Below are 20,545 nucleotides of genomic sequence, written 5' to 3' on the forward strand. Positions count from 1 at the left end.
GTTGGATCAGGCCGCTTCGGCCACCGCACCGCTGCTCTTGGGAACCGAGGAGCGGATCAGGTGATCGAAAGCGCTCAGTGCGGCGGTCGAACCGGCGCCCATCGCGATGATGATCTGCTTGTAGGGTACCGTCGTGCAATCGCCCGCGGCGAACACGCCCGGCAGATTGGTCTGCCCGCGGTCATCGATGACGATCTCGCCACGCGGCGAAAGGGCCACGGTGTCCTTCAGCCATTCGGTGTTCGGCAGCAGGCCGATCTGCACGAAGATGCCTTCCAGTTCAACGCGATGGGAGTCGCCACCGACACGGTCCTTGTAGACCAGGCCGGTGACGCGGCTGCCGTCGCCCAGCACTTCGGTGGTCTGCGCGCTGGTCAGCACGGTGACGTTGGCCAGGCTGCGCAGCTTCTTCTGCAGCACTTCGTCGGCACGCAGGCTGGAATCGAATTCCAGCAGGGTCACATGCGACACGATGCCGGCCAGATCGATGGCAGCTTCAACGCCGGAATTGCCACCGCCGATCACCGCCACGCGCTTGCCCTTGAACAGCGGGCCGTCGCAATGCGGGCAGTAGGCCACGCCCTTGTTGCGGTACTGGTCTTCGCCGGGCACGTTCATCTGCCGCCAGCGGGCGCCGGTGGACAGGATCACCGAGCGCGACTTCAGCGCCGCGCCGTTTTCCAGCTGCACCTGCACCAGGCCGTCTTCACCGGCCGGCACCAGCGCAGTGGCGCGCTGCAGGTCCATGATGTCGACCTCGTATTCGCGCACGTGCTGCTCCAGGGCCGTGGCCAGCTTCGGGCCTTCGGTCTCCTTCACTGAAATGAAGTTCTCGATCGCCATGGTGTCCAGCACCTGGCCACCGAAACGCTCGGCGGCGATGCCGGTACGGATACCCTTGCGCGCGGCGTAGATCGCCGCAGCGGCGCCGGCCGGGCCACCACCGACCACCAGCACGTCGAAGGCGTCCTTGGCGCCGATCTTCTCGGCATCGCGCTTGCTGGCATTGGTGTCCAGCTTGGCCACGATCTGCTCCAGCGTCATGCGACCCTGGTCGAACACCGCACCGTTGAGGTAGACGGTGGGCACCGACATGATCTCGCGCTGCTCGACTTCTTCCTGGAACAGCGCACCGTCGATGGCCACGTGCTGGATGCGCGGGTTGAGCACGGCAGCCAGGTTCAGCGCCTGCACCACGTCCGGGCAGTTCTGGCAGGACAGCGAGAAGTAGGTTTCAAACTTGTACTCACCTTCCAGGTTCTGCACCTGCTCGATCAGCTCGGCGGTGGCCTTGGACGGATGCCCGCCGACCTGCAGCAGGGCCAGCACCAGCGAGGTGAACTCGTGGCCCATCGGCAGGCCGGCGAAGGTCAGGTGGATGTCCTGGCCCGGCGTGCCCAGGTCGAAGGACGGCACGCGGCCCTGGCCATCGCGCAGCACCTGCAGCGAGATCTTGTCCGACAGGCTTTCCAGGGTCTGCAGCAGGTCCAGCATCTCCTGCGACTTGGCACCGTCGTCGGCATGCGCGGTGATCTGGATCGGGCGGGTCACGCGCTCCAGATAGGTCTTCAGCTGCGACTGCAGGTTGGCGTCCAACATGGTCTTCTCCTGGCTTCAGGCAAAACGAGGGCGTGGCACCGCTGTAGAAGGTAGCGGACCAGCGAGGGGTAGGGGTGAACCCAAGGCAGCAGAGGCAGCTGGAGACAGCTGTGGAAGGGGCTGGCGAGCGGTGGCTTGCGGGCTCGGCTGTCTTGGGTTCACCCCCACGCCGGCGGGGGGACCGGCACGGGGATGAAAGGCGCGCCGCAGCGTGGGGCTGCGGCAGGCCGGTACTGCGGGTACTGCTTTAGATCTTGCCGACCAGGTCCAGCGACGGGGTCAGGGTCTTTTCGCCTTCCTTCCACTTCGCCGGGCAGACCTGGTTCGGGTTGGCGGCGGTGAACTGGGCAGCCTTCAGCTTGCGCAGGGTCTCGGAGACGTCACGGGCGATCTCGTTGGAGTGGATCTCCAGGGTCTTGATCACGCCTTCCGGGTTGATGATGAAGGTGCCGCGCAGGGCCAGGCCTTCTTCTTCGATGTGCACGCCGAAGGCGCGGGTCAGCTGGTGGGTCGGGTCGCCGACCAGCGGGAACTGGGCCTTGCCGACGGCCGGCGAGGTTTCGTGCCAGACCTTGTGCGAGAAGTGGGTGTCGGTGGTGACGATGTAGACCTCGGCGCCGGCCTTCTTGAACTCGGCGTAATGGTCAGCGGCGTCTTCGATCTCGGTCGGGCAGTTGAAGGTGAAGGCTGCCGGCATGAAGATCAGGACCGACCACTGGCCCTTCAGGGTGCTGTCGGAGACCTTGATGAACTCGCCATTCAGGTAAGCATTGGCTTCGAACGGCTGGATCTGGGTGTTGATCAGGGACATCGTTTTTCCTCTGGGTGAAGGGGAGTGGGTGAATCGACAGGACCTAGATTACTGGTTCCGTTTCGATAAGGACAATGCATTGATTGCATCTATTTAATAGATGGAGACTATCAAAATCCAATGAGCAGGCACTGAACCCGGCCACGTCCATCCTGCAACTGCCTGTGTGACAAGGAAAATCTTCCTGGACGTGTGAAGAGGGCTGATAGCCCCTCCTTATCCCCTCTGGCGGAACCTGAACGAATTCCAGCATCCTCTAGCGTCGAGCCATGCTCGGCTGGGGCTACCGCGAACAGCAGCCGAGCATGGGCTCGGCTCTACAATTGCCGGATGTCTCTACAACCCGAACCCACCCTGCGCCAAGTCGTGACCGACGCGAGTACCCGGCTGGGCGGCGTCGACGCCCGCCACGAGGCCGAGCTGCTGCTGCTGCACGTGCTGGAGCGCCCGCGCAGCTGGTTGTTCGCGCATGCCACCGATCCGCTGCCGGCCGCCGAACAGACCGCCTTCGAGGCCCTGCTGGGTCGCCGCCTCGCAGGCGAGCCGGTGGCCTACCTGACCGGTCGCCGCGGCTTCTGGACGCTGGACCTGGAGGTGGACCCGGCCACCCTGATTCCGCGCCCGGAAACCGAACTGCTGGTGGAGCTGGCGCTGGAGCGCCTCCCCCCGGACCTGGCGCTGCACCTGGCCGACCTCGGCACCGGCAGCGGTGCGATTGCACTGGCACTTGCCAGCGAACGGCCGCTGGCGCAGGTACTGGCCACAGATGCCAGTGCCGCTGCGCTGGCGGTGGCCGCCCGGAACGCCGCGCGCCACGAGCTGGGCAACGTGCGTTTTGCCGAAGGTGGTCACGACTGGTATGCACCGCTGCGCTGCGAACGCTTCGATCTGATCGCCAGCAATCCGCCCTACATCGCCAGCGCTGATCCGCACCTGCAACAGGGCGACCTGCGCTTCGAGCCGGCCACGGCACTGGCCTCGGGCGTTGATGGGCTGGACGACATCCGCCGCATCGTCGCCGGCGGCGGCGACCACCTGCAGCCCGGCGGCTGGCTGCTGATCGAGCACGGCTGGGACCAGGGCGATGCCATCCGCGCGCTGTTCGAGCAGGCCGGCTACAGCGACGTGCAGACCGTGCAGGACCTGGAGCAGCGCGACCGGGTCACCCTGGGCCGGCGACCGGCCTAGAATGGGGGTTCTCCTGCCAAGGGCAGGGCACCACCACGGAGCTGCAAGCATGCGTACGCTGTACCCCGCCATCACCCCTTACGACGTCGGCACCCTGAAGGTCGACGACCGCCACACGCTGTACTTCGAACAGTGCGGCAATCCGGACGGCAAGCCGGTGGTGATGCTGCATGGTGGGCCGGGCGGCGGCTGCAGCGACAAGATGCGCCAGTTCCACGACCCGGCCAAGTACCGCATCATCCTGTTCGACCAGCGCGGTGCCGGCCGTTCCACGCCGCATGCCGACCTGGTGGACAACACCACCTGGGACCTCGTCGCCGATATCGAGAAGCTGCGCGAGCACCTCAAGGTCGATCGCTGGCAGGTGTTCGGCGGCAGCTGGGGCTCGACCCTGGCGCTGGCCTATGCACAGAGCCATCCGCAGCGCGTGACCGAACTGGTGCTGCGCGGCATCTTCATGCTGCGCCGCTGGGAGCTGGAATGGTTCTACCAGGAAGGTGCCAACCGCTTGTTCCCGGATGCGTGGGAGCACTACCTGAAGCCGATTCCGGCGGTGGAGCGCCACGATCTGATCTCCGCCTTCCATCGCCGCCTGACCAGCGAAGACGAAGCAACGCGGTTGGATGCGGCCAAGGCCTGGGCGGTGTGGGAAGGCGCGACCAGCTTCCTGCACGTGGACGACGACTTCATCAACAGCCATGAAGACCCGCATTTCGCGCTGGCGTTCGCCCGCATCGAGAACCACTACTTCGTCAACGGTGGTTTCTTCGAAGTGGAAGACCAGCTGCTGCGCGACGCGCACCGCATCGCCGACATTCCGGGCGTGATCGTGCACGGCCGTTATGACGTGGTCTGCCCGCTGGCCAACGCCTGGGACCTGACCAAGGTGTGGCCGAAGGCCAAGCTGGAGATCACCCCGGCCTCCGGGCACTCGGCGTTCGAAGCCGAGAACGTCGACGCGCTGGTGCGCGCCACCGATAGCTTCGCCTGATCTTTGGCAATGCCGGCCGCTGGCCGGCAACGCCTTGCCGGTAGCGCCGGGCCATGCCCGGCGGCATTTGTATTGAAACGCTCATCCACGCATGGCGTGGATCTACTCCGGCCCAGTAGAGCCAGGCCATGCCTGGCTGCTCCTGCGCTTGAACCTCATCCACGCATGGCGTGGATCTACCAATCCCCAGCGAGCAACGCCTCGGCCAGCACCTGCAGCTTCGGCGAATGCTGCCGCGAAGGCGGGTAGATCAACGACAACGCGCGGCTGCGGCCTTCGAACGGCTGCAGCACGCGCTGCAGGCGACCATCGGCCAGCGCGTCGGCCACGGCGAAATCCATTACCTGCACGATGCCGATGCCCGCGATCGCTGCTTCGACCAACGGATCGCCGCAGTCGAACACCATCCGCGTCGGCGGCGTGACCTCACGCAGCTGCCCGTCCTGCAGAAACTGCCAGTCCACCAACCGGCCACTGCGCAGGTTGCGCACCGCCAGGCAGGCATGGTCCTGCAATGCCGCCACATCGGCCGGCTCGCCCTGCGCGGCCAGGTAGGCCGGGCTGGCCACGGTCACCCAGCGCAGTGGCTTCAATGGACGCGCGACCATCCGCTGGTCAGCGATGGTGCCAGTGCGCAACGCCGCATCGAAGCCTTCCTCCACCAGATCCACCAGGCGGTCGCTGAGCACCGCTTCCACCTGCAGCTGCGGATGCCGTTCCAGCAACGGCCCCAGCAACGGCACCAGCACCTTGCGCCCGAACATGGAGGGCGCGCTGATTTTCAGCACGCCCGAGGGCGTGCAGGGGCGGTCGGCCAGCAGCCGCTCGGCGTCTTCCATGCCGCACAGCAGCGGTCCCACCTGCTCGACGAACTGCTGGCCATCCGGGGTCAGCGCGACATTGCGGGTGTTCCGCTGCAGCAGCTTCACTCCCAGCGACGCTTCCAGCCGGCCGATCGCGCGTGACAGCCCGGACTGGCTCAGGCCGAGCTGGCCGGCGGCCACGGTGAAGCTGCGCGCTTCGGCTACCTGCACCAGCATGCGCACCGCATTGAGGTCCATCGAGGATCCATTCATGCCAAAAATCATGACAGAAATCGCGCGAAGGGGGTTTATTGATGCACCGGCATCAATGAGACTGCCGTCCCCCCTCCGAACCGGGCGCCGCATGCCTCCCCTGAAATACCCGCGCTGGGCGCTGACCCTGCTGGCCACCGCGCAGCTGATCATCGCCCTGGACGCCACCATCATCTTCGTTGCCCTGCACGACATGGGCCGCGCGCTGCAGATAAATGCGCAGCAGCTGCAGTGGGTGGTCAGCGCCTACACCGTGGCCTTCGGTGGCAGCCTGCTGCTGGGCGGGCGTGCGGCCGATCTGCTGGGCCGGCGCCGCTTCTACCGGCTGGGCATGCTGCTGTTCGCGCTGGCCTCGCTGCTGGGCGCGCTGGCGCCCAATGCCACGCTGCTGATCGTGGCGCGTGCGGCGCAGGGCATCGGTGCGGCACTGCTGTTCCCGGCCACCCTGGCCTTGATCAATACCCTGTATGCCGAAGGCCCGGTGCGCAACCGCGCGCTGGCGATCTGGAGCATGGCCAGTGCCGCGGGCCTGGCGCTGGGCACGCTGCTGGGCGGCGTGCTGACCCAGGCGTTCGGCTGGCCGGCGGTACTGGCGGTGATCGTGCCACTGGCCACGGCCTGTGCGGTTGCTGCGGGCGCGTGGCTGCCGGCCGATGGCCCGCGCGTGCGCGGCCGTTCCTTCGACCTGGCCGGCTGCCTCACCGTCACTGCCGGCGGCAGCCTGCTGGTCACCACCCTGGTACAGGGGCCGGAGTGGGGTTGGACGGCGCCGGCCACGCTCATCTGCCTGCTGCTGTCAGCGGTACTGCTGACGGTTTTCGTGCAGATCGAAAAGCGCAGCCGTGATCCGCTGATGCAATTCGCACTGCTGCGCCTGCCTGGCCTGCGTGCGGCACTCGGCCTGACCTTCGCGTTCATGAGCAGCTATGGCGTGCAGTACTACTTCCTGGCGCTGTATTTCCAGGATGGTTACGGCTGGAGTCCGCTGCAGGCTGGCATGGCCTTCCTGCTGCCGACGCTGGTGTGCACCTTCGGCATCCGCATTGCCGAGCGCATGCTGCAGCGCCGTTCGCCACGGCAGGTGCTGGCCTGGGGCTTCGCCGCCGGTGCCATCGGCATCACCGCAGTGGCGCTGGCGATGCCGCACGGCGCCGGCTACTGGCCGCTGCTGCCGGGCATCGTGGTGCTCAGCGTCGGCCAGGGCATGAGCTGGACGGCGATGTGGATCGTGGCCGGGCAGGGCGTGCCGGGTCCACAGCAGGGTGTCGCATCCGGCATGGCCGCCACCGCACAGCAGATCGGCGGCGCGTTGGGGCTGGCGGTACTGGTGATGGTGGCCAATGCCGCGCGCGGTACGCAGGCGGCAACCAGTGCTGATGCCCTGCAGGGCATGGTCAACGCACAGTACGGCGCTGCGCTGTTCGCTGCACTCGGCGTGGTCATCGCGCTGGGCCTGCGTCCGGCACGGGTAGACTCGGCGGCGACCGCTTGCCTGAGCAACGAAGCATGATCGAGCTGCTGGACCTGCAACAGACCCTGCACGCGTTCGCAGCCTGCAACGATGACGATGAGGTGTATGCCTCCTTCGGTTGGGTGCACGCCACCGATGACGACCTGCTGCAGGCGCGCTTCTGGTTGCCGGCCGATGAAGACGCCGCGTTCGATGATGACGGTGAGGTGCCCGAGGCCGCGCAGGCGCTGGGTCTGACGACCTACCTGGAACCGGCCACGTTCGCTGACGTCCTGGATGTGCAGAAGCGCCAGCGTCCGCTTTCTTCCCTGCACGATTACGCCGAAGCGTTGGCGTACTACGCCGAGTACGACGCCTTCCTGCAGGTGGACGGTGTCGATGAAGCATTGGGCGAAGCGGGTGCTGCGGAGCAGGCCGCTGCGCACGCAGCCGGGGTAGGGCCGGGCATCTTCGCCGTGTTCGGGTTGACGCTGGAGGGATGTGCGGACGAACAGATCAAGGCTGCGGCACAGCGCGTGGCGCACCTGCTCGACATTCCGGTGGGTGAAGCGTTGGCACGCTGCCGTGCGCTGCCGCTGGTGCTGGGTGAAGCACTGGATCGGCGTCGCGCACAGGCGATCAAGGATGATTTTGCAGCGATCGGCGCACGCGTGCAGGTGCGCGGGTTCAAGCCGTTCCCTTGGATGGATGTTCCCGTGCTGCGTTGACGAAAATCATCCACGCATGGCGTGGATCTACTTGTAGTGTCCCAGTAGATCCACGCCATGCGTGGATGCGGTCATCCGAACGCCAACAACTGCGGCTGCAACGCGGTGAAAATCCGCGCCAACCGCTCCGCCCATGCCTGCTGCCCGGCTTCATCGGCAATCAGGTCCTGGCGGATCTCCAGTTCCACATGCACCAGGCCGCGGCCTTCGCCGTGCACCGGCACCGCGTAGTCGCTGCTGCTGTTGACCGAATAGGGTTCGTTGTCGCCCACCACCAGGTCGCCTTCATCGCGCAGCGCCTGCAGCAGGGCATGGGCAAAACGGGTGTCCTGGTGGTACAGCACGCCGGCATGCCAGGGACGCTCAACGCCGTTCATCACCGGGGTGAAACTGTGCATCATCACCAGCAGCGTTGGCCGTTCCGCATCGCCGCGCGCATCCAGTTCGGCATCGATGCGTGCATGGTAGGGCGCGTGGATCGCATCGATGCGCTGCTGCCGCTGCGCGGGCGACAGCCCGGCATTGCCCGGCACCACGGTGCGGTCGCTGACCTCGGGGATCAGCGTGGGCGAAACCAGCGGGCGGTTGCAGTCGATCAGCAGCCGCGAATAGGTCTGCTCGATCGCCCACGCATCCAGCCGCTCGGCCAGTGCACGGGTGGTGCCGCCGATGCCGATGTCCCAGCCGATATGGCGGTCCAGTTCGGTCTGCGGCAATCCAAGATCGGCCAGCGCACGCGGCACCTGCTGGCCGGCATGATCGGCCAGCAGCAGGAACGGCGAGGCGCCCTGCGACTGGTGGATCGTGTAGATCGCCGGGTCGTCGGCGCCGAGCAGCGCCGGCAGCGCGTGCAGGCCGGCATCAGCCACGGGGGCGGCCGTCCAGGTGGTGCTCGATCATCCACAGGCCGGCCCACAGCTTGGCATCGGCTTCATAGCCTTCGGCCATTTTCTGCACCAGCCAGGCGGCCGCCTGCGTACGCGGAATCTCATGCACGGTGATGTCTTCGCTCTCGTCGCCGCCGCCTTCGCCGATGCGACGCAGGCCGGTGGCACGGACGAAGGCGATCTTCTCGCTGCTGGCACCGGAGGAGGTAGGACCGATCATCAGGACTTCGGCGTGCTCGGCGGTCCAGCCGGTTTCCTCTTCCAGTTCGCGTACCGCGGAAACTTCGATCGACTCGCCCGCATCGATGTCGCCGACCAGCCCGGCCGGCATCTCGATGGTCGGTGCCTGCAGCGGCACGCGGAACTGTTCGACGAACAGCACCTTGTCCTCGGGGGTGACGGCGATGATGATCGCGGCCAAGCCACCGGCGTGGGTGCGCTCGCTGTATTCCCAGGTGCCGCGCACCACCATGCGCTGGTATTTGCCTTCGTAGACGACACGCGGTGCTTCGGTGTTGCGCTGGCTCATGCGGGCTCGCTGGAAGTGGGAGAAGTGGGAACGGGGTCGGAAATGCCGGCCGCATTGAACAGCCGACGACGGGTCATGGGGCCGAAGCGCAGGGTCTGGCACAGGCCGCCAAGCAGCTCTGGATCGGCCGCCTGGCGCGGCATGCCGGGCTGGCAGCCTTCCAGTGGGGCGTCCAGGGCGATGGTGGTCAGCTGGCGCCAGAGCTGGGCATGTTCGCGCTGCTCACGCAGGCGCACCGCCATCTGGGCCGCGCCGCGCAGGCGCAGGAACGGCACTTCGTCCAGGCGTTCGTACAGCACGTCCATGCTGCCGAAATGGGCCAGCAGCACGGCTGCCGATTTGGCGCCGACACCGCTGATCCCCGGAATGTTGTCGACCGCATCGCCGCACAGCGCCAGGTAGTCGGCGATCTGGTGCGCGTGCACGCCGTGCCTGGCCTTTACCCCGGCCACGTCCCAGCGCTGGTTGCGTGCGTAGTCCCACTGCTCGTCATGGTCGAGCAGCAGCTGCGACAGGTCCTTGTCGGCGGAAATGATCACGCCGCGATGGCTGTTGCGGTGGCCATGCAGGGCGCTGCCGATCAGGTCGTCGGCTTCGTAATCGTGGTGTGCCAGCACCGCCAGGCCCAGTGCCGCGCACAGCGCCTTGCAGTGCACGAACTGGCGCTTGAGCGCCTCTGGCGCCGGATCGCGGTTGGCCTTGTAGGCCGGGTACAGGCGGTGGCGGAAGCCGCTGTCGAGCGCTTCATCGAAGGCGATGGCGATGTGCCGCGGGCGTTCGCGTTCCAGCAGGTCGAGCAGGAAACGGGCGAAACCATGCACGGCGTTGGTCGGCCAGCCCTGGCTGTCCTGGAACTCGTCCGGCAGCGAATGCCAGGCGCGGAACACATAGATGCTGGCGTCGACCAGGTACAGCGGCGGCGGTGCCGGCAGGCTCATGCCGGCGGGGTCCAGTCACGCAGCAGGGCCGCCGGGTCCGGGCGCTCGCGCTCGGGCACCTCGGCCTTGGGCGTGCCGATGTGGATGAAACCGGCAATGCCTTCGCCCTCGGCCAGTCCCAGATGGGCGTGCACGGCGGGATCAAAGGCCATCCACGCGGTCAGCCACTGCGCGCCGAAGCCCAGCGCCTGGGCCGCCTGCAACAGAGCAAAGCACACGCAGCCAGCGGTCATCAGCTGTTCCTGCGCGGGCACTTTCGGGTCCGGGCGCGGGCTGGCTACCACCACGATCACCAGGGGTGCGTGGCTGAAGCGCTGGCGGTCCTTCTCGAACACGGCGTCGCCGGCATGCGGATCGCGCTCACGGCTGCGCGCGGCCAGAAAGTCGCCCAGAGTGTGACGTGCATCGCCGGCGATCTTCAGGAAGCGGAACGGCACGCGCTTGCCGTGGTCGGGCACGCGCACCGCCGAGGTCAGCATCCGCTGCAGGGTGGCCGGGTCTGGTCCGGGCTCGCCCAGTTGCCGCGAGGGCACCGAGCGGCGGGCATCCAGGGCAAGCAGGGCAGCAGGGTCGGGCATGGAGTCTGAACCGGTCATCACGGGTCGCTGATTATAGTCGGGGAGGTAGATGACGCCGTTTGTGTCGCGTCAGACCCCTGAATAGCAAACTGTGATGAACATCATGCCACTGGCGGATCACGAAGCCCCGCTTCCCCTCGCCTCGCAGGCCCTGCACGGCTTACGATACGTAATATTGCCGGGCCGCCGTTCATGAGGTTTGAAGTGAGGACTGTTTCACTGTCCGTGATGGGCTGGCCGGCCTACCATCGAGGGACCGGTGCATGGGGTGCACCGGCCGTCGCGATGTCCATGATGTCTGTCGCACCAGAGAAGGTGGGGAGCCTTCCCGAATGATGAGCGCGCCCACTCCGATGGGATCGCCGGGCCGTGACCCGGCCCAGCTCCAGCTTGCCCGGGACATCGTCCTGCCGGCGTTGTGCCAGGCCTTTGGCGCGGCACTGGCCCGCTTCGATGATGCCCTGTTCGACCGTGCCGGCAATGCCGGCTCGTCGCAGTTGCTGTTCCTGGACGCGATGCGCGAGCTGCGCCGCCGCCGTGAGGAGATTGCCGGTGCCTTCGCCGGCCATCTCGGCCATGCCTGGGCCGGCCTGGCTGCAGGCGAGCCCGTCTCTGCCGAGCTGACCCTGTCCGGACAGGCCCAGGACGGCCTGAGCCTGGTGCCGGAACATGTACTGGAATCGCGGTTGGCGGTGCGCAACTTCGCCACCGTGCTGCTGCGCGACTTCAAGCCGGTGCTGGCGCGGCTCGACCGTCGCCTGGGCTGGCTGGGTGGCGGTATCGACCTCGATGCCGACCGCAACCCGATCAGCCCCGAGCATCTGGGCGTGGCCATCCACGAAGCCTTCGCCGGCTGTGAGCTGGCCCCGGAAGTGCACCTGGTGCTGATCAAGCTGTGCGAGCGCGACATGCGCGCGCCGGTGGGCCGCATCTACGAAAAGCTGGACGAGCACCTGGCCGCGGCCGGGGTGATGTCGCAGATGGGTGCCCCGCGCCGGCCACTGGCACCGGCCCCGACGCAGCACGTTGCGCATGGCCTGGATGATCTGGTCGAGCAGCGCACGGCACCGGGCTTCGACAACGAATTCAATGACGACGAACAGGCCGCACCGGCCTGGGCGCAGCGATTTGCCGCGCGCTGGTCGGAGCGTCGTGGCCACATGCAGCAGCACGCGGGTGGCGAAGAGAGCCCGTCCGGTGAAGCCTATTCCGGCCAGCAGGGCATGCTGCTGGAGGCCCTGCACGAACTGCTGCAGCAGACCCGCCACGTGCGCGAGGACGCGACCTCTGCGGCGCAGGTCGCGGTTGGCCAGCATCGCCCGTTGAGCCAGCGCGAAATGATGTCCGTACTGTCGCTGCTGCAGGCCACGCCCAGTGCGACCCTGCGTGCGGCGATCGGCGAGGACGGCGAATCCCTGGCGCAGCGCTTGAAGAGCGAAGTGCTGTCCAGCGCCACCCGGCTGGGTGTCGATCCGGGCCAGACGCGGCTGGACGCGCAGGACGAGGATGCGATCGACCTGGTCGGCATGCTGTTCGATGTGATGCTCGATGAGCGCGAGCTGGAAGGCCGCTCGCGTGAGCTGATCGGCCGCCTGGTGGTTCCGTTCGTGAAGGTGGCGATGCTGGATCGCCGCATGTTCGTGCAGAAGACCCACCCGGCGCGCAAGCTGCTCAATTCGCTGGCCGAGGCCTGCGAGGGCAACACCGGCGAAAGCCAGGCCGAGCGCATGCTGATGGCCAAGGTCGAAGAGATCATCGAGCGGCTGGTCGCCGAGTTCAACGAGAACCTGGCGATCTTCCTGACCCTGGAAGAAGAGTTCCGCGATTTCCTGGTACAGCACCGCCGTCGCGTGGAAATCGCCGAGCGTCGGGCCGCCGAGACCCAGCGCGGCCAGGAAAAGCTGGAAATGGCCCGTACCCGTGCCGGTGCCGAACTGGATCGTCGCATCGGCGACGCCACCCTGCCGCCGGCGATCGCCGAATTCCTGCGCCAGCCCTGGCAGCACCATCTGACCTTGGCGCTGCTGCGCGAGGGCGAGGAGGGGGCTTCGGTGGCCGAGGCGCTGACCCTGGCTGATGGCCTGCTGGAGGAAGTGGCCGAGGCGCGCCGGCAGATTGTCGGCAAGCCGTGGCTGCAGGCCTGGCAGCCGCTGCTGGCCAAGGTGTTTGCCAGCGTCGGCGTGCATGGCGACGCTGCCACCGCAGCCGTCGACGCGCTGCACGACACATTGCAGGGCATCGCCGAATCGCGACCGGAGCTGCAGCGCGCGTTGCCTGAGCTGCCGCAGGTGGTGCTGCCCGCACCGCCGGCACCGGAAACGCCGGCCGTGGAGCTGGGCAGTAGCTTCAATACCGACGATTTCGACAACGCCGATGCCGATCGCTTCCGCCGGATGGAAATCGGCAACTGGCTGGACTTCGTCGACAAGGATGGCAAGGTGCAGGCCGGCAAGCTGTCCTGGATCAGCCCGATTTCCGCGCGCCTGCTGTTCGTCAACCGTCGTGGCGTGCGCTTCTGCGTGGCCTCGCCCGAGGAGCTGGCGGTGATGGTGCGGTTGGGTCGCCTGCGTCCCCACGTCGACGATGGCGCCTTCGACAGCGCCATGCAGGGCGTGCTTGACCGCCTCGACCCGGGTGGTGCGACGCTGCACTGAGCCGCGTACGCCTGCTAGGATCGGACCCACTCACCGATCAGCGGGAATCTGCATGGCCGTGGCGTTGCTGGGGATCAAGGAGACCGCGCCGGGCGAACGACGCGTTGCGCTCACGCCGGAGACGGCGCGCAAGCTCGGTGCGCTGGGCATCACCGTGTGGTATCAGCCCGGTGCGGGCCAGGCCGCCGGTTTCACCGATGCCGCCTACGACGACGCAGGTGCCCGTGCCTTCGATGCCGCCCGTTGGGCCGAGATCGACATCCTGCTGTGCGTGCAGGCGCCAGCGGCAGAGGTGCTGGCCCAGCTCAAGCCAGGCGCCAGCGTGGTCGGTCTGCTGACCCCGGCGGCTGACCCGGCGTTGGCCGCATTGGCTTCGGATGACCGCCTGCACCTGTTCCCGCTGCAGCAGTTGCCGCGCACCACGCGCGCGCAGGCGATGGACGTACTCAGTTCGCAGGCGGGCATGGCCGGCTACAAGGCGGCATTGATCGCTGCCGAACGTGCGCCGCGTTTCTTCCCGATGCTGACCACTGCCGCCGGTACCGTGCGTCCGGCCAAGGTGCTGGTGATCGGCGCCGGTGTCGCCGGCCTGCAGGCCATTGCCACCTCGCGCCGCCTGGGTGCGCAGGTGGAGGGCTTCGACGTGCGCCCGGAAACCCGCGAACAGATCCAGTCGCTCGGTGCGCGCTTCCTCGATCTCGGGGTAAGCGCGGTGGGCGAGGGCGGTTATGCGCGGGCGCTGACCGATGAAGAACGCGCCGAACAGCAGCGTCGCCTCGGCGACCATCTGCGCAGCGTGGACGTGGTGGTCTGCACTGCCGCCGTGCCGGGACGCCGTGCGCCGACGATCGTCACCGCCGCGATGGTCGAAGGCATGGCTGCAGGCAGCGTGATCGTCGATCTGGCCGCCGAGAGCGGTGGCAACTGCGAACTGACCCAGCCCGGCGAATGCATCGAGCACCAGGGCGTGACCATCGACGGCCCGCTGGGCCTGGCCAGCCGGGGCGCCACCCAGGCCAGCGAGATGTATGCACGCAACCTGATGAACTTCGTCGCCCTGTTCGTGCGCGACGGCCAGCTGGGCTTCGATTGGGAAGACGAACTGCTGGCCAAGACCCGCTGGCAGGCATGAGTTGGTAGCGCCGGGCCTCTCCGGTAGATCCACGCCATGCGTGGATGAGGGGCCCAGCGTGCGGATGGCGGGTTACCGCGGCTTCGCCGGCGGTGGGTTGTCGCGCACCCATTCCCTGCGTTCTTCCGTGCTCATCTGTGACCAGCGCTCGCGCATGGCGTCGCGCTGGGCCGGGCTGAGGTCACGCATCTGGCCGAACAGCGCCCGGGCCTGCTCGCGCTGTTCCGGGCTCATGTGTTCGAAGCGGCGCAGGCCGCGACGGGCCTTGTCGCGCTCTTCCGGGCTCATCGACTGCCAGCGCTGGCCGTGCGACAGCATGCGCTGGCGCTGCGCGGGATCGGCGCCGTTCCAGCGGTCACGCAGCGGCGCCAGCAGCGCCTCGCGCTGGGCCGGGCCCAGCTGTTCCCAGTTTGGCAGCGGCGTGGCAGCAGGTGCCGGCCGGGTGGCAGGCACCGGTGCGGAGGCCTGCGCCAGGGCCGACGCAGCCGGCAACAGGGTCAGGGCGATCAGCAGGGGCAGGGAGGGGTATCGCAACATGGGTTCACTCCATCGCCAGGTCGTTGTCGCCCAGCCACAGGTACAGATCGGGATTCTCGTCGTACAGCGCGCCATTGTCTTCTTCTGCGGCCGCGATCGGCGTGGTGGCAGCGCCCTGATGCTCGCCCGGGCCGACGAACTGGACACCGACGCCCAGTGCGATCACCAGCGAACAGGCGCTGGCCAGCCACCAGCGCCAGCGACTGGCGTGCGCCCTGCTGGCGCTGTGACGGGCATTACGCAGGCGTGCCAGCGTGGCCGGCGACAGCGCCTGCAACGACTGCGCGTGCAGGCTGCGCAGGGCGTCTTCGGAAGGCAGGGGGCGGTTCACGGGTGTATCTCCAGTTCATTCTGCAGCGCCTGTCGGGCGCGCGCCAGATGGGTCTTTACCGCGCCCTCGCTGCAGCCCATGGCGCGGGCGGTGGTGGCGCCATCCAGGTCCTGCAGCACGCGCAGGGTGAAGGCTTCGCGCTGGCGGGCGGGCAGCTCGCGCAGCGCCTGCACCAGCTGCTGGTACTGCTGGCGCTGCTCGTGCGCCTGCGCAGGGTCCGGGCCGGGATCAGCCCAGTCGATCTCGCCCCCCTCCGCATCCTGGTTGTCGCGCCAGAACGGCAGGCGGAAGCGGCGACGGCGCTGCACGTCGATCACCCGCCGGCGCAGGATGCTCCAGAACAGCGGCGCCCACTCGGCGGCCGGCTTGTCGGCGTAGTCCAGCATGCGCATCAACGCGTCCTGCACCGCATCCATGGCGTCGTCGCGCTGGCGCAGGCCGGCTTCGGCGAAGCGGAACGCGCGGGGGCCGACGCTGGCCAGGAACGCTTCCAGCGACGCCGGCAGGGCATCGGTCTCGGCGCTCGGGGGGACAGGGCTGCTCACCAGCACAGGGTACGGTTCCTCGACAGGGGTCACCATCGACAACGCGTGAGTGCCGCCGTGGTTGACCGGGACGCGCGCGGGGTTCAGCCCGTGGTTATGATGGGGCGACGAAGACAGAGCAGGAGCGTTGCCGGTGAGTGACGGGTTCGTGGCGCTGTACATCTTCATGTTGGCCGCCATTGCCGGCCACGTGATCATTTCCCGGGTCCCGGTGATCCTGCATACCCCGTTGATGTCGGGCTCCAACTTCATCCACGGCATCGTGCTGATCGGCGCGATGGTGGTGCTGGGGCACGCGCAGACACCGCTGGAGAAAATCCTGGGGTTCCTTGCCGTGGTGCTCGGCGCCGGCAACGCAGCCGGTGGCTATGTGGTCACCGCGCGCATGCTGGAAATGTTCAAGCCGAGCGTGCGCAAGACCGGCAACGATGAACCGAAGGAGCCACAGGCTTGAACATCAGCACTGTCGAACTGCTCGATTGGCTGGTCAAGGCCAGCTACCTGGTTGCCGCCACCCTGTTCCTGCTCGGCCTGCAGCGCATGGCCTCGCCGATGACCGCAAGCAGCGGTATCCGCTGGGCGGGGCTGGGCATGCTGCTGGCCACGGTGGCGACCTTCTTCCTGCCCGAACTGCACAACGTGCCGCTGATCCTGGTGGCACTGCTGCTGGGTGCCGGCCTGGCCTGGTGGTCGGCGGGCAAGGTCGCGGTCACCGACATGCCGCAGATGGTCGCGTTGTACAACGGCATGGGCGGTGGCTCGGCGGCGGCCATCGGCGCGGTGGAACTGCTGCGCTATGCCTTCCTGGCCAACCGCGATACCACCCACTGGAGTGCGCAGGCGATGGCCGACCTGGCCGCGCGCCAGCCATCCGGCACGGTGCTGGTGCTGGCCGTGGTCGGCGCGGCGATCGGTGCGGTGTCGCTGTCCGGTTCGGTGATCGCCTGGGCCAAACTCGATGGCCGCCTCGACAAGCGCGTGACCTGGCCGGGCCAGCAGGTGATGAACCTGCTGGTGGCGCTGGCCGTAGTGGTGCTGGGCATCATCGCTGCCAGCACGCTCAGCACCTGGGCCATCGTCGCCTTCTTCGTGCTGGCGCTGGCGCTGGGCGTGTTGATGACGCTGCCGATCGGTGGCGCCGACATGCCCGTGGTGATCTCGCTGTACAACGCGTTCACCGGCCTGGCGGTGTCCTTCGAAGGCTACGTGCTGGGCAACGAGGCGCTGATCATCGCCGGCATGATGGTCGGTGCAGCGGGCATCCTGCTGACCCGGTTGATGGCCAAGGCGATGAACCGGCCGATCCGCAACGTGCTGTTCTCCAATTTCGGCGGTGGCGCCGGGGGTGAAGCGCAGGCGATTTCCGGTTCGCAGAAGCCCATCGAAGCGGCCGACGTAGCCGCGATGATGGGCTTTGCCGAACGTGTGGTGATCGTGCCCGGCTATGGCATGGCCGTGGCCCAGGCCCAGCACAAGATCTGGGAACTGGCACAGCGGTTGATCACGCGCGGGGTGAAGGTGAAGTTCGCCATCCACCCGGTGGCCGGGCGCATGCCCGGGCACATGAACGTGCTGCTGGCCGAAGCGGGTGTGCCGTATGACCTGATCGCGGACATGGACGACATCAATCCCGAATTTGCCACCACCGACGTGGTGCTGGTGATCGGCGCCAACGACGTGGTCAATCCGGTGGCGCGCACCGATCCGGCCAGCCCGATCTACGGCATGCCGGTGCTGGACGTGGTCAACGCGCGCAACGTGGTGGTGATCAAGCGCGGCAAGGGCACCGGCTTTGCCGGCATCGAGAATGCGCTGTTCTACGCCGACAACACGCGCATGCTGTACGGCGATGGTGCGGAGGCGGCGTCCTCGCTGGTCAGTGAGCTGAAGGCGCTCGACGGCGGGCATTGAGGCCGTACGGTAGCGCCGGGCCATGCCCGGCGGCCTTTCGTGCAGATCGCTGCGCTCGCCGGGCATGGCCCGGCGCTCCCCCCCCATCCACGCATGGAGTGGATCTACCAGACATGTCCACGCGTGGCGTGGATCTACCAGGGCATCACCGGCGCGATCAACGCGCCAGCCAGGCACCTACGGCAATGCCTACCGCCAGCCACAGCCATTCGACCACGCCATTGGCCAGGGTGATCAGCGTCCAGGCCAGGTGCGGGCCCATCCGCAGCGAGGCGTCCCACGGGTTCAGGCCCATCGAGCCGCCCATCCAGGCACTGGCGATGGCCCAGTTCGCGATGGCGGCCACCAGCAGCGTGCCCAGCACGACCAGGGCGATGCGCAGCTTGCCGGGGCCAAGCGTGCCCAGACGCAGCATGAACACCAGTTCCAGGGCGGTCAGTACCGCCATCCAGCCGACCGGACGGCCGGTGAACAGGGCGATAAGCATCCAGGCGAGGGGGGCGGTGGCCAGCGCCAGCAACAACATGAAGGGCCAGAGCCAGGTAACGGTCCTGGCACGTGCGGCATTGGAGGACATCGAAGCTCCTGAAGGTCGCCCACAGGATACTGTGGTTTGCCGCAGTGCACCGGCGAGGGCCGGGCGCCTACGTTAGAATGCCGTCTTGCGTGGCTTCGGCCGCAGCCCCATATCGGTCCCCATGTATTCCCGTAGCAGCGAACCCGTCCACTTCGAACGCGATTGCGAGGCCGTGATGGTCCCGCAGGGCGACACCGTGACCCTGCCCGCCGGCAGCTATGGGTACATCACCCAGGCGTTGGGCGGCAGTTATTCGGTGTTCGTCGAGGGCAATCTTTTCCGTATCGCCGGCAAGGATGGCGATGCCATCGGCAAGGAGGCGCCGGCGCCGCTGGAGCTGCCCGACGATGCCAGCGACGAGCAGGTCGAACAACTGGTGTGGCAGCAGCTGCGCACCTGTTTCGACCCGGAAATTCCGGTGAACATCGTCGAACTGGGCCTGGTCTACGAGGTCGAGATCAAGCACCTGGACGAAGGGCAGCGCGAGATCGACGTGAAGATGACCCTGACCGCGCCCGCGTGCGGCATGGGCGACATCCTGGTCGACGACGTGCGCAGCAAGCTTGAAATGATCCCGACGGTGGCCGAGGCCGACGTCGAGCTGGTCTTCGACCCGCCGTGGAACCAGCACATGATGTCCGAGGCCGCCCGGCTCGAAACCGGCATGCTTTGACCCACGGCCCGCAGTGACGCGGGCCCGGCATTACCCGCAACCAGAACAGGAAATCTCCGGTGTCCCAGTCCATTCCCAGCTTCGCCGTCACCCGTTCGGACCACCCGCGCAGCGCTGAAGAGCGCGCCCAGATCCTGGAGAAGCCGGGCTTCGGCCTGCACTTCACCGACCACATGGTGGAAGTGCGCTGGGACAAGGACACCGGCTGGCACAACGCCAACGTGCGCGCCTATGGTCCGCTGCAGCTGGACCCGGCCGCGGCCGTGCTGCACTACGGCCAGGAGATCTTCGAGGGCATCAAGGCCTACCGCCATGCCGATGGTTCGATCTGGACCTTCCGTCCCGATGCCAACGGCCGTCGCCTGCAGCGTTCGGCGCAGCGCCTGGCGCTGCCGGAACTGCCGGTGGAGATTTTCGTCGAATCGCTGAAGCAGATGATCGCCGTCGACAGCGCCTGGGTGCCGTCGGCCGATGAGTCGAGCCTGTACTTCCGTCCGTTCATGATCGGCGATGAAGCCTTCCTCGGCGTGCGCGGCGCACACAAGGCCGGTTACTACGTGATCGCCAGCCCGGCCGGCCCGTACTTCGCCAAGGGCGTCGCCCCGGTGTCGATCTGGCTGTCCACCGAGTACGCGCGTGCGGCCAAGGGCGGCACCGGTGCGGCCAAGTGTGGTGGCAACTACGCCGCGTCGCTGCTGCCGCAGCAGAAGGCGCAGGCACAGGGCTGCTCGCAGGTGCTGTTCCTGGACCCGGTCGAAGGCAAGTACCTGGAAGAACTGGGCGGCATGAACGTGTTCCTGGTCTACAAGGACGGCACCCTGGTCACGCCGGAACTGTCCGGCAGCATCCTCGAGGGCATCACCCGCGAGAGCATCCTGCAGCTGGCCCGCGACCGTGGCATGAAGGTCGAAGAGCGCAAGGTCACCATCGATGAGTGGAAGCAGGGCGTGACCTCCGGCGAGATCGCCGAAGTGTTCGCCTGCGGTACCGCTGCGGTGGTCACCCCGATCGGCCAGCTGAAGGGCGAAGGCTTCTCGGTGGGTGACATCGATGCGCCTGCCGGCGAAGTGACCATGTCGCTGCGCAAGGAACTGACCGACATCCAGTACGGCCGCCTGCCGGACCGCCACGGTTGGCTGGTCAAGCTGGGCTGATCGCCCGCATTGAACTGTAGAGCCGAGCCCACGCTCGGCTGCTCCTCTGGAAAGCCCGTCCTCGCGACGGGCTTTCTGCGTTGTGAGCCTGGGGTCAGATCCCTTTTCCTGCGGAAAAGGGGTCTGACCCCGAATCTCCCGACGCCGATGTCGGCAAAGACATGATGAGACAGGACATTGCGCAGTCAGGTCTGTGCAGGTGACGCGAAAGTTCCTTCACCTTCACAAACCCTCGACCCGGAAAGTCTCAGATCCA

21 protein-coding genes are annotated in these 20,545 nt (G+C 67.2%); 10 read left to right on the forward strand and 11 right to left on the reverse strand.

The genetic code is table 11. The features are described from left to right. Positions 1-6: 6 nt before the first annotated feature. Positions 7-1,599, reverse strand: coding sequence for an alkyl hydroperoxide reductase subunit F (gene ahpF, locus QP457_RS03865; protein WP_205406444.1), 1,593 nt, complete (start codon positions 1,597-1,599; stop codon positions 7-9). A 247-nt stretch (positions 1,600-1,846) separates the two neighbouring features. Beyond that, entirely contained in the window at positions 1,847-2,410 is a 564-nt protein-coding gene (gene ahpC, locus QP457_RS03870) for an alkyl hydroperoxide reductase subunit C (RefSeq protein WP_025877950.1), read from the reverse strand. Positions 2,411-2,740: 330 nt separating this feature from the next. Between ahpC and prmC the strand changes: the two genes are divergently transcribed. Both prmC and pip read left to right on the forward strand, forming a co-directional pair. Continuing rightward, a complete protein-coding gene (gene prmC, locus QP457_RS03875; protein ID WP_205406445.1) occupies positions 2,741-3,598 on the forward strand; it encodes a peptide chain release factor N(5)-glutamine methyltransferase in 858 nt (285 codons plus the stop codon). 49 nt (positions 3,599-3,647) lie between these two features. Beyond that, complete coding sequence (gene pip, locus QP457_RS03880; protein ID WP_180166807.1) at positions 3,648-4,589, forward strand: prolyl aminopeptidase; 942 nt, start codon at positions 3,648-3,650, stop codon at positions 4,587-4,589. Positions 4,590-4,765: 176 nt separating this feature from the next. Here the strand turns inward: pip and QP457_RS03885 are convergent, their stop codons facing one another. Next, positions 4,766-5,650: a LysR family transcriptional regulator gene (locus QP457_RS03885; RefSeq protein ID WP_191078612.1), complete on the reverse strand. Its 885-nt coding sequence runs from the start codon at positions 5,648-5,650 to the stop codon at positions 4,766-4,768. A gap of 106 nt (positions 5,651-5,756) precedes the next feature. Here QP457_RS03885 and QP457_RS03890 point away from each other — a divergent pair, with 106 nt between their 5' ends. Beyond that, complete coding sequence (locus QP457_RS03890; RefSeq protein ID WP_205406446.1) at positions 5,757-7,175, forward strand: MFS transporter; 1,419 nt, start codon at positions 5,757-5,759, stop codon at positions 7,173-7,175. After that, positions 7,172-7,843 carry a hypothetical protein gene (locus QP457_RS03895; protein ID WP_205406447.1) on the forward strand — a complete coding sequence of 224 codons (672 nt, stop codon included), beginning with the start codon at positions 7,172-7,174 and terminating at the stop codon, positions 7,841-7,843. The genes QP457_RS03890 and QP457_RS03895 overlap by 4 nt, the downstream gene beginning before the upstream one ends. Positions 7,844-7,914: 71 nt before the next feature. Here QP457_RS03895 and QP457_RS03900 read toward each other — a convergent pair whose 3' ends face one another. The 4 genes from QP457_RS03900 to QP457_RS03915 are packed head-to-tail and all read right to left on the reverse strand — an operon-like array spanning position 7,915 to position 10,775. Next, complete coding sequence (locus QP457_RS03900; RefSeq protein WP_205406448.1) at positions 7,915-8,712, reverse strand: N-formylglutamate amidohydrolase; 798 nt, start codon at positions 8,710-8,712, stop codon at positions 7,915-7,917. Continuing rightward, a complete protein-coding gene (locus tag QP457_RS03905) occupies positions 8,705-9,259 on the reverse strand; it encodes an NUDIX hydrolase (RefSeq protein ID WP_100551621.1) in 555 nt (184 codons plus the stop codon). Before QP457_RS03905 ends, QP457_RS03900 begins: the two co-directional genes overlap by 8 nt. Further along, complete coding sequence (locus QP457_RS03910; protein ID WP_100551622.1) at positions 9,256-10,197, reverse strand: 5'-3' exonuclease H3TH domain-containing protein; 942 nt, start codon at positions 10,195-10,197, stop codon at positions 9,256-9,258. The genes QP457_RS03905 and QP457_RS03910 overlap by 4 nt, the downstream gene beginning before the upstream one ends. Continuing rightward, entirely contained in the window at positions 10,194-10,775 is a 582-nt protein-coding gene (locus QP457_RS03915) for a nitroreductase (RefSeq protein WP_205406449.1), read from the reverse strand. The genes QP457_RS03910 and QP457_RS03915 overlap by 4 nt, the downstream gene beginning before the upstream one ends. Positions 10,776-11,107: 332 nt before the next feature. Between QP457_RS03915 and QP457_RS03920 the strand changes: the two genes are divergently transcribed. Further along, a complete protein-coding gene (locus QP457_RS03920; RefSeq protein ID WP_180166814.1) occupies positions 11,108-13,429 on the forward strand; it encodes a DUF1631 domain-containing protein in 2,322 nt (773 codons plus the stop codon). 52 nt (positions 13,430-13,481) lie between these two features. Further along, positions 13,482-14,561, forward strand: a complete 1,080-nt coding sequence (locus tag QP457_RS03925; protein WP_180166815.1) for an NAD(P) transhydrogenase subunit alpha — start codon at positions 13,482-13,484, stop codon at positions 14,559-14,561. A 72-nt stretch (positions 14,562-14,633) separates the two neighbouring features. Here QP457_RS03925 and QP457_RS03930 read toward each other — a convergent pair whose 3' ends face one another. From QP457_RS03930 to QP457_RS03940, 3 genes are read right to left on the reverse strand one after another with little or no spacing between them, the layout of a single operon-like run. Further along, on the reverse strand, positions 14,634-15,098 hold the full coding sequence (locus QP457_RS03930) for a DUF3106 domain-containing protein (protein WP_205406450.1): 465 nt from the start codon (positions 15,096-15,098) through the stop codon (positions 14,634-14,636). A 4-nt stretch (positions 15,099-15,102) separates the two neighbouring features. Then, positions 15,103-15,429 (reverse strand): hypothetical protein, encoded by a 327-nt coding sequence (locus QP457_RS03935; protein WP_205406451.1) that lies wholly within the window; start codon positions 15,427-15,429, stop codon positions 15,103-15,105. Continuing rightward, entirely contained in the window at positions 15,426-16,010 is a 585-nt protein-coding gene (locus QP457_RS03940; protein ID WP_205406452.1) for an RNA polymerase sigma factor, read from the reverse strand. The genes QP457_RS03935 and QP457_RS03940 overlap by 4 nt, the downstream gene beginning before the upstream one ends. Before the next feature lie 97 nt (positions 16,011-16,107). Here QP457_RS03940 and QP457_RS03945 point away from each other — a divergent pair, with 97 nt between their 5' ends. Both QP457_RS03945 and QP457_RS03950 read left to right on the forward strand, forming a co-directional pair. Continuing rightward, complete coding sequence (locus tag QP457_RS03945; protein ID WP_089238935.1) at positions 16,108-16,428, forward strand: NAD(P) transhydrogenase subunit alpha; 321 nt, start codon at positions 16,108-16,110, stop codon at positions 16,426-16,428. Beyond that, a complete protein-coding gene (locus tag QP457_RS03950; protein WP_205406453.1) occupies positions 16,425-17,885 on the forward strand; it encodes an NAD(P)(+) transhydrogenase (Re/Si-specific) subunit beta in 1,461 nt (486 codons plus the stop codon). Before QP457_RS03945 ends, QP457_RS03950 begins: the two co-directional genes overlap by 4 nt. A 157-nt stretch (positions 17,886-18,042) precedes the next feature. Here the strand turns inward: QP457_RS03950 and QP457_RS03955 are convergent, their stop codons facing one another. Then, entirely contained in the window at positions 18,043-18,462 is a 420-nt protein-coding gene (locus tag QP457_RS03955; protein WP_099820223.1) for a hypothetical protein, read from the reverse strand. Positions 18,463-18,583: 121 nt separating this feature from the next. Between QP457_RS03955 and sufT the strand changes: the two genes are divergently transcribed. Further along, a complete protein-coding gene (gene sufT, locus QP457_RS03960) occupies positions 18,584-19,135 on the forward strand; it encodes a putative Fe-S cluster assembly protein SufT (RefSeq protein ID WP_025877975.1) in 552 nt (183 codons plus the stop codon). Between the two features lie 59 nt (positions 19,136-19,194). Next, complete coding sequence (locus QP457_RS03965) at positions 19,195-20,289, forward strand: branched-chain amino acid aminotransferase (RefSeq protein WP_100463132.1); 1,095 nt, start codon at positions 19,195-19,197, stop codon at positions 20,287-20,289. Positions 20,290-20,545 lie beyond the last annotated feature (256 nt).

It is taken from the genome of Stenotrophomonas sp. As-7 (assembly GCF_030291015.1).
GTDB lineage: Bacteria > Pseudomonadota > Gammaproteobacteria > Xanthomonadales > Xanthomonadaceae > Stenotrophomonas > Stenotrophomonas lactitubi.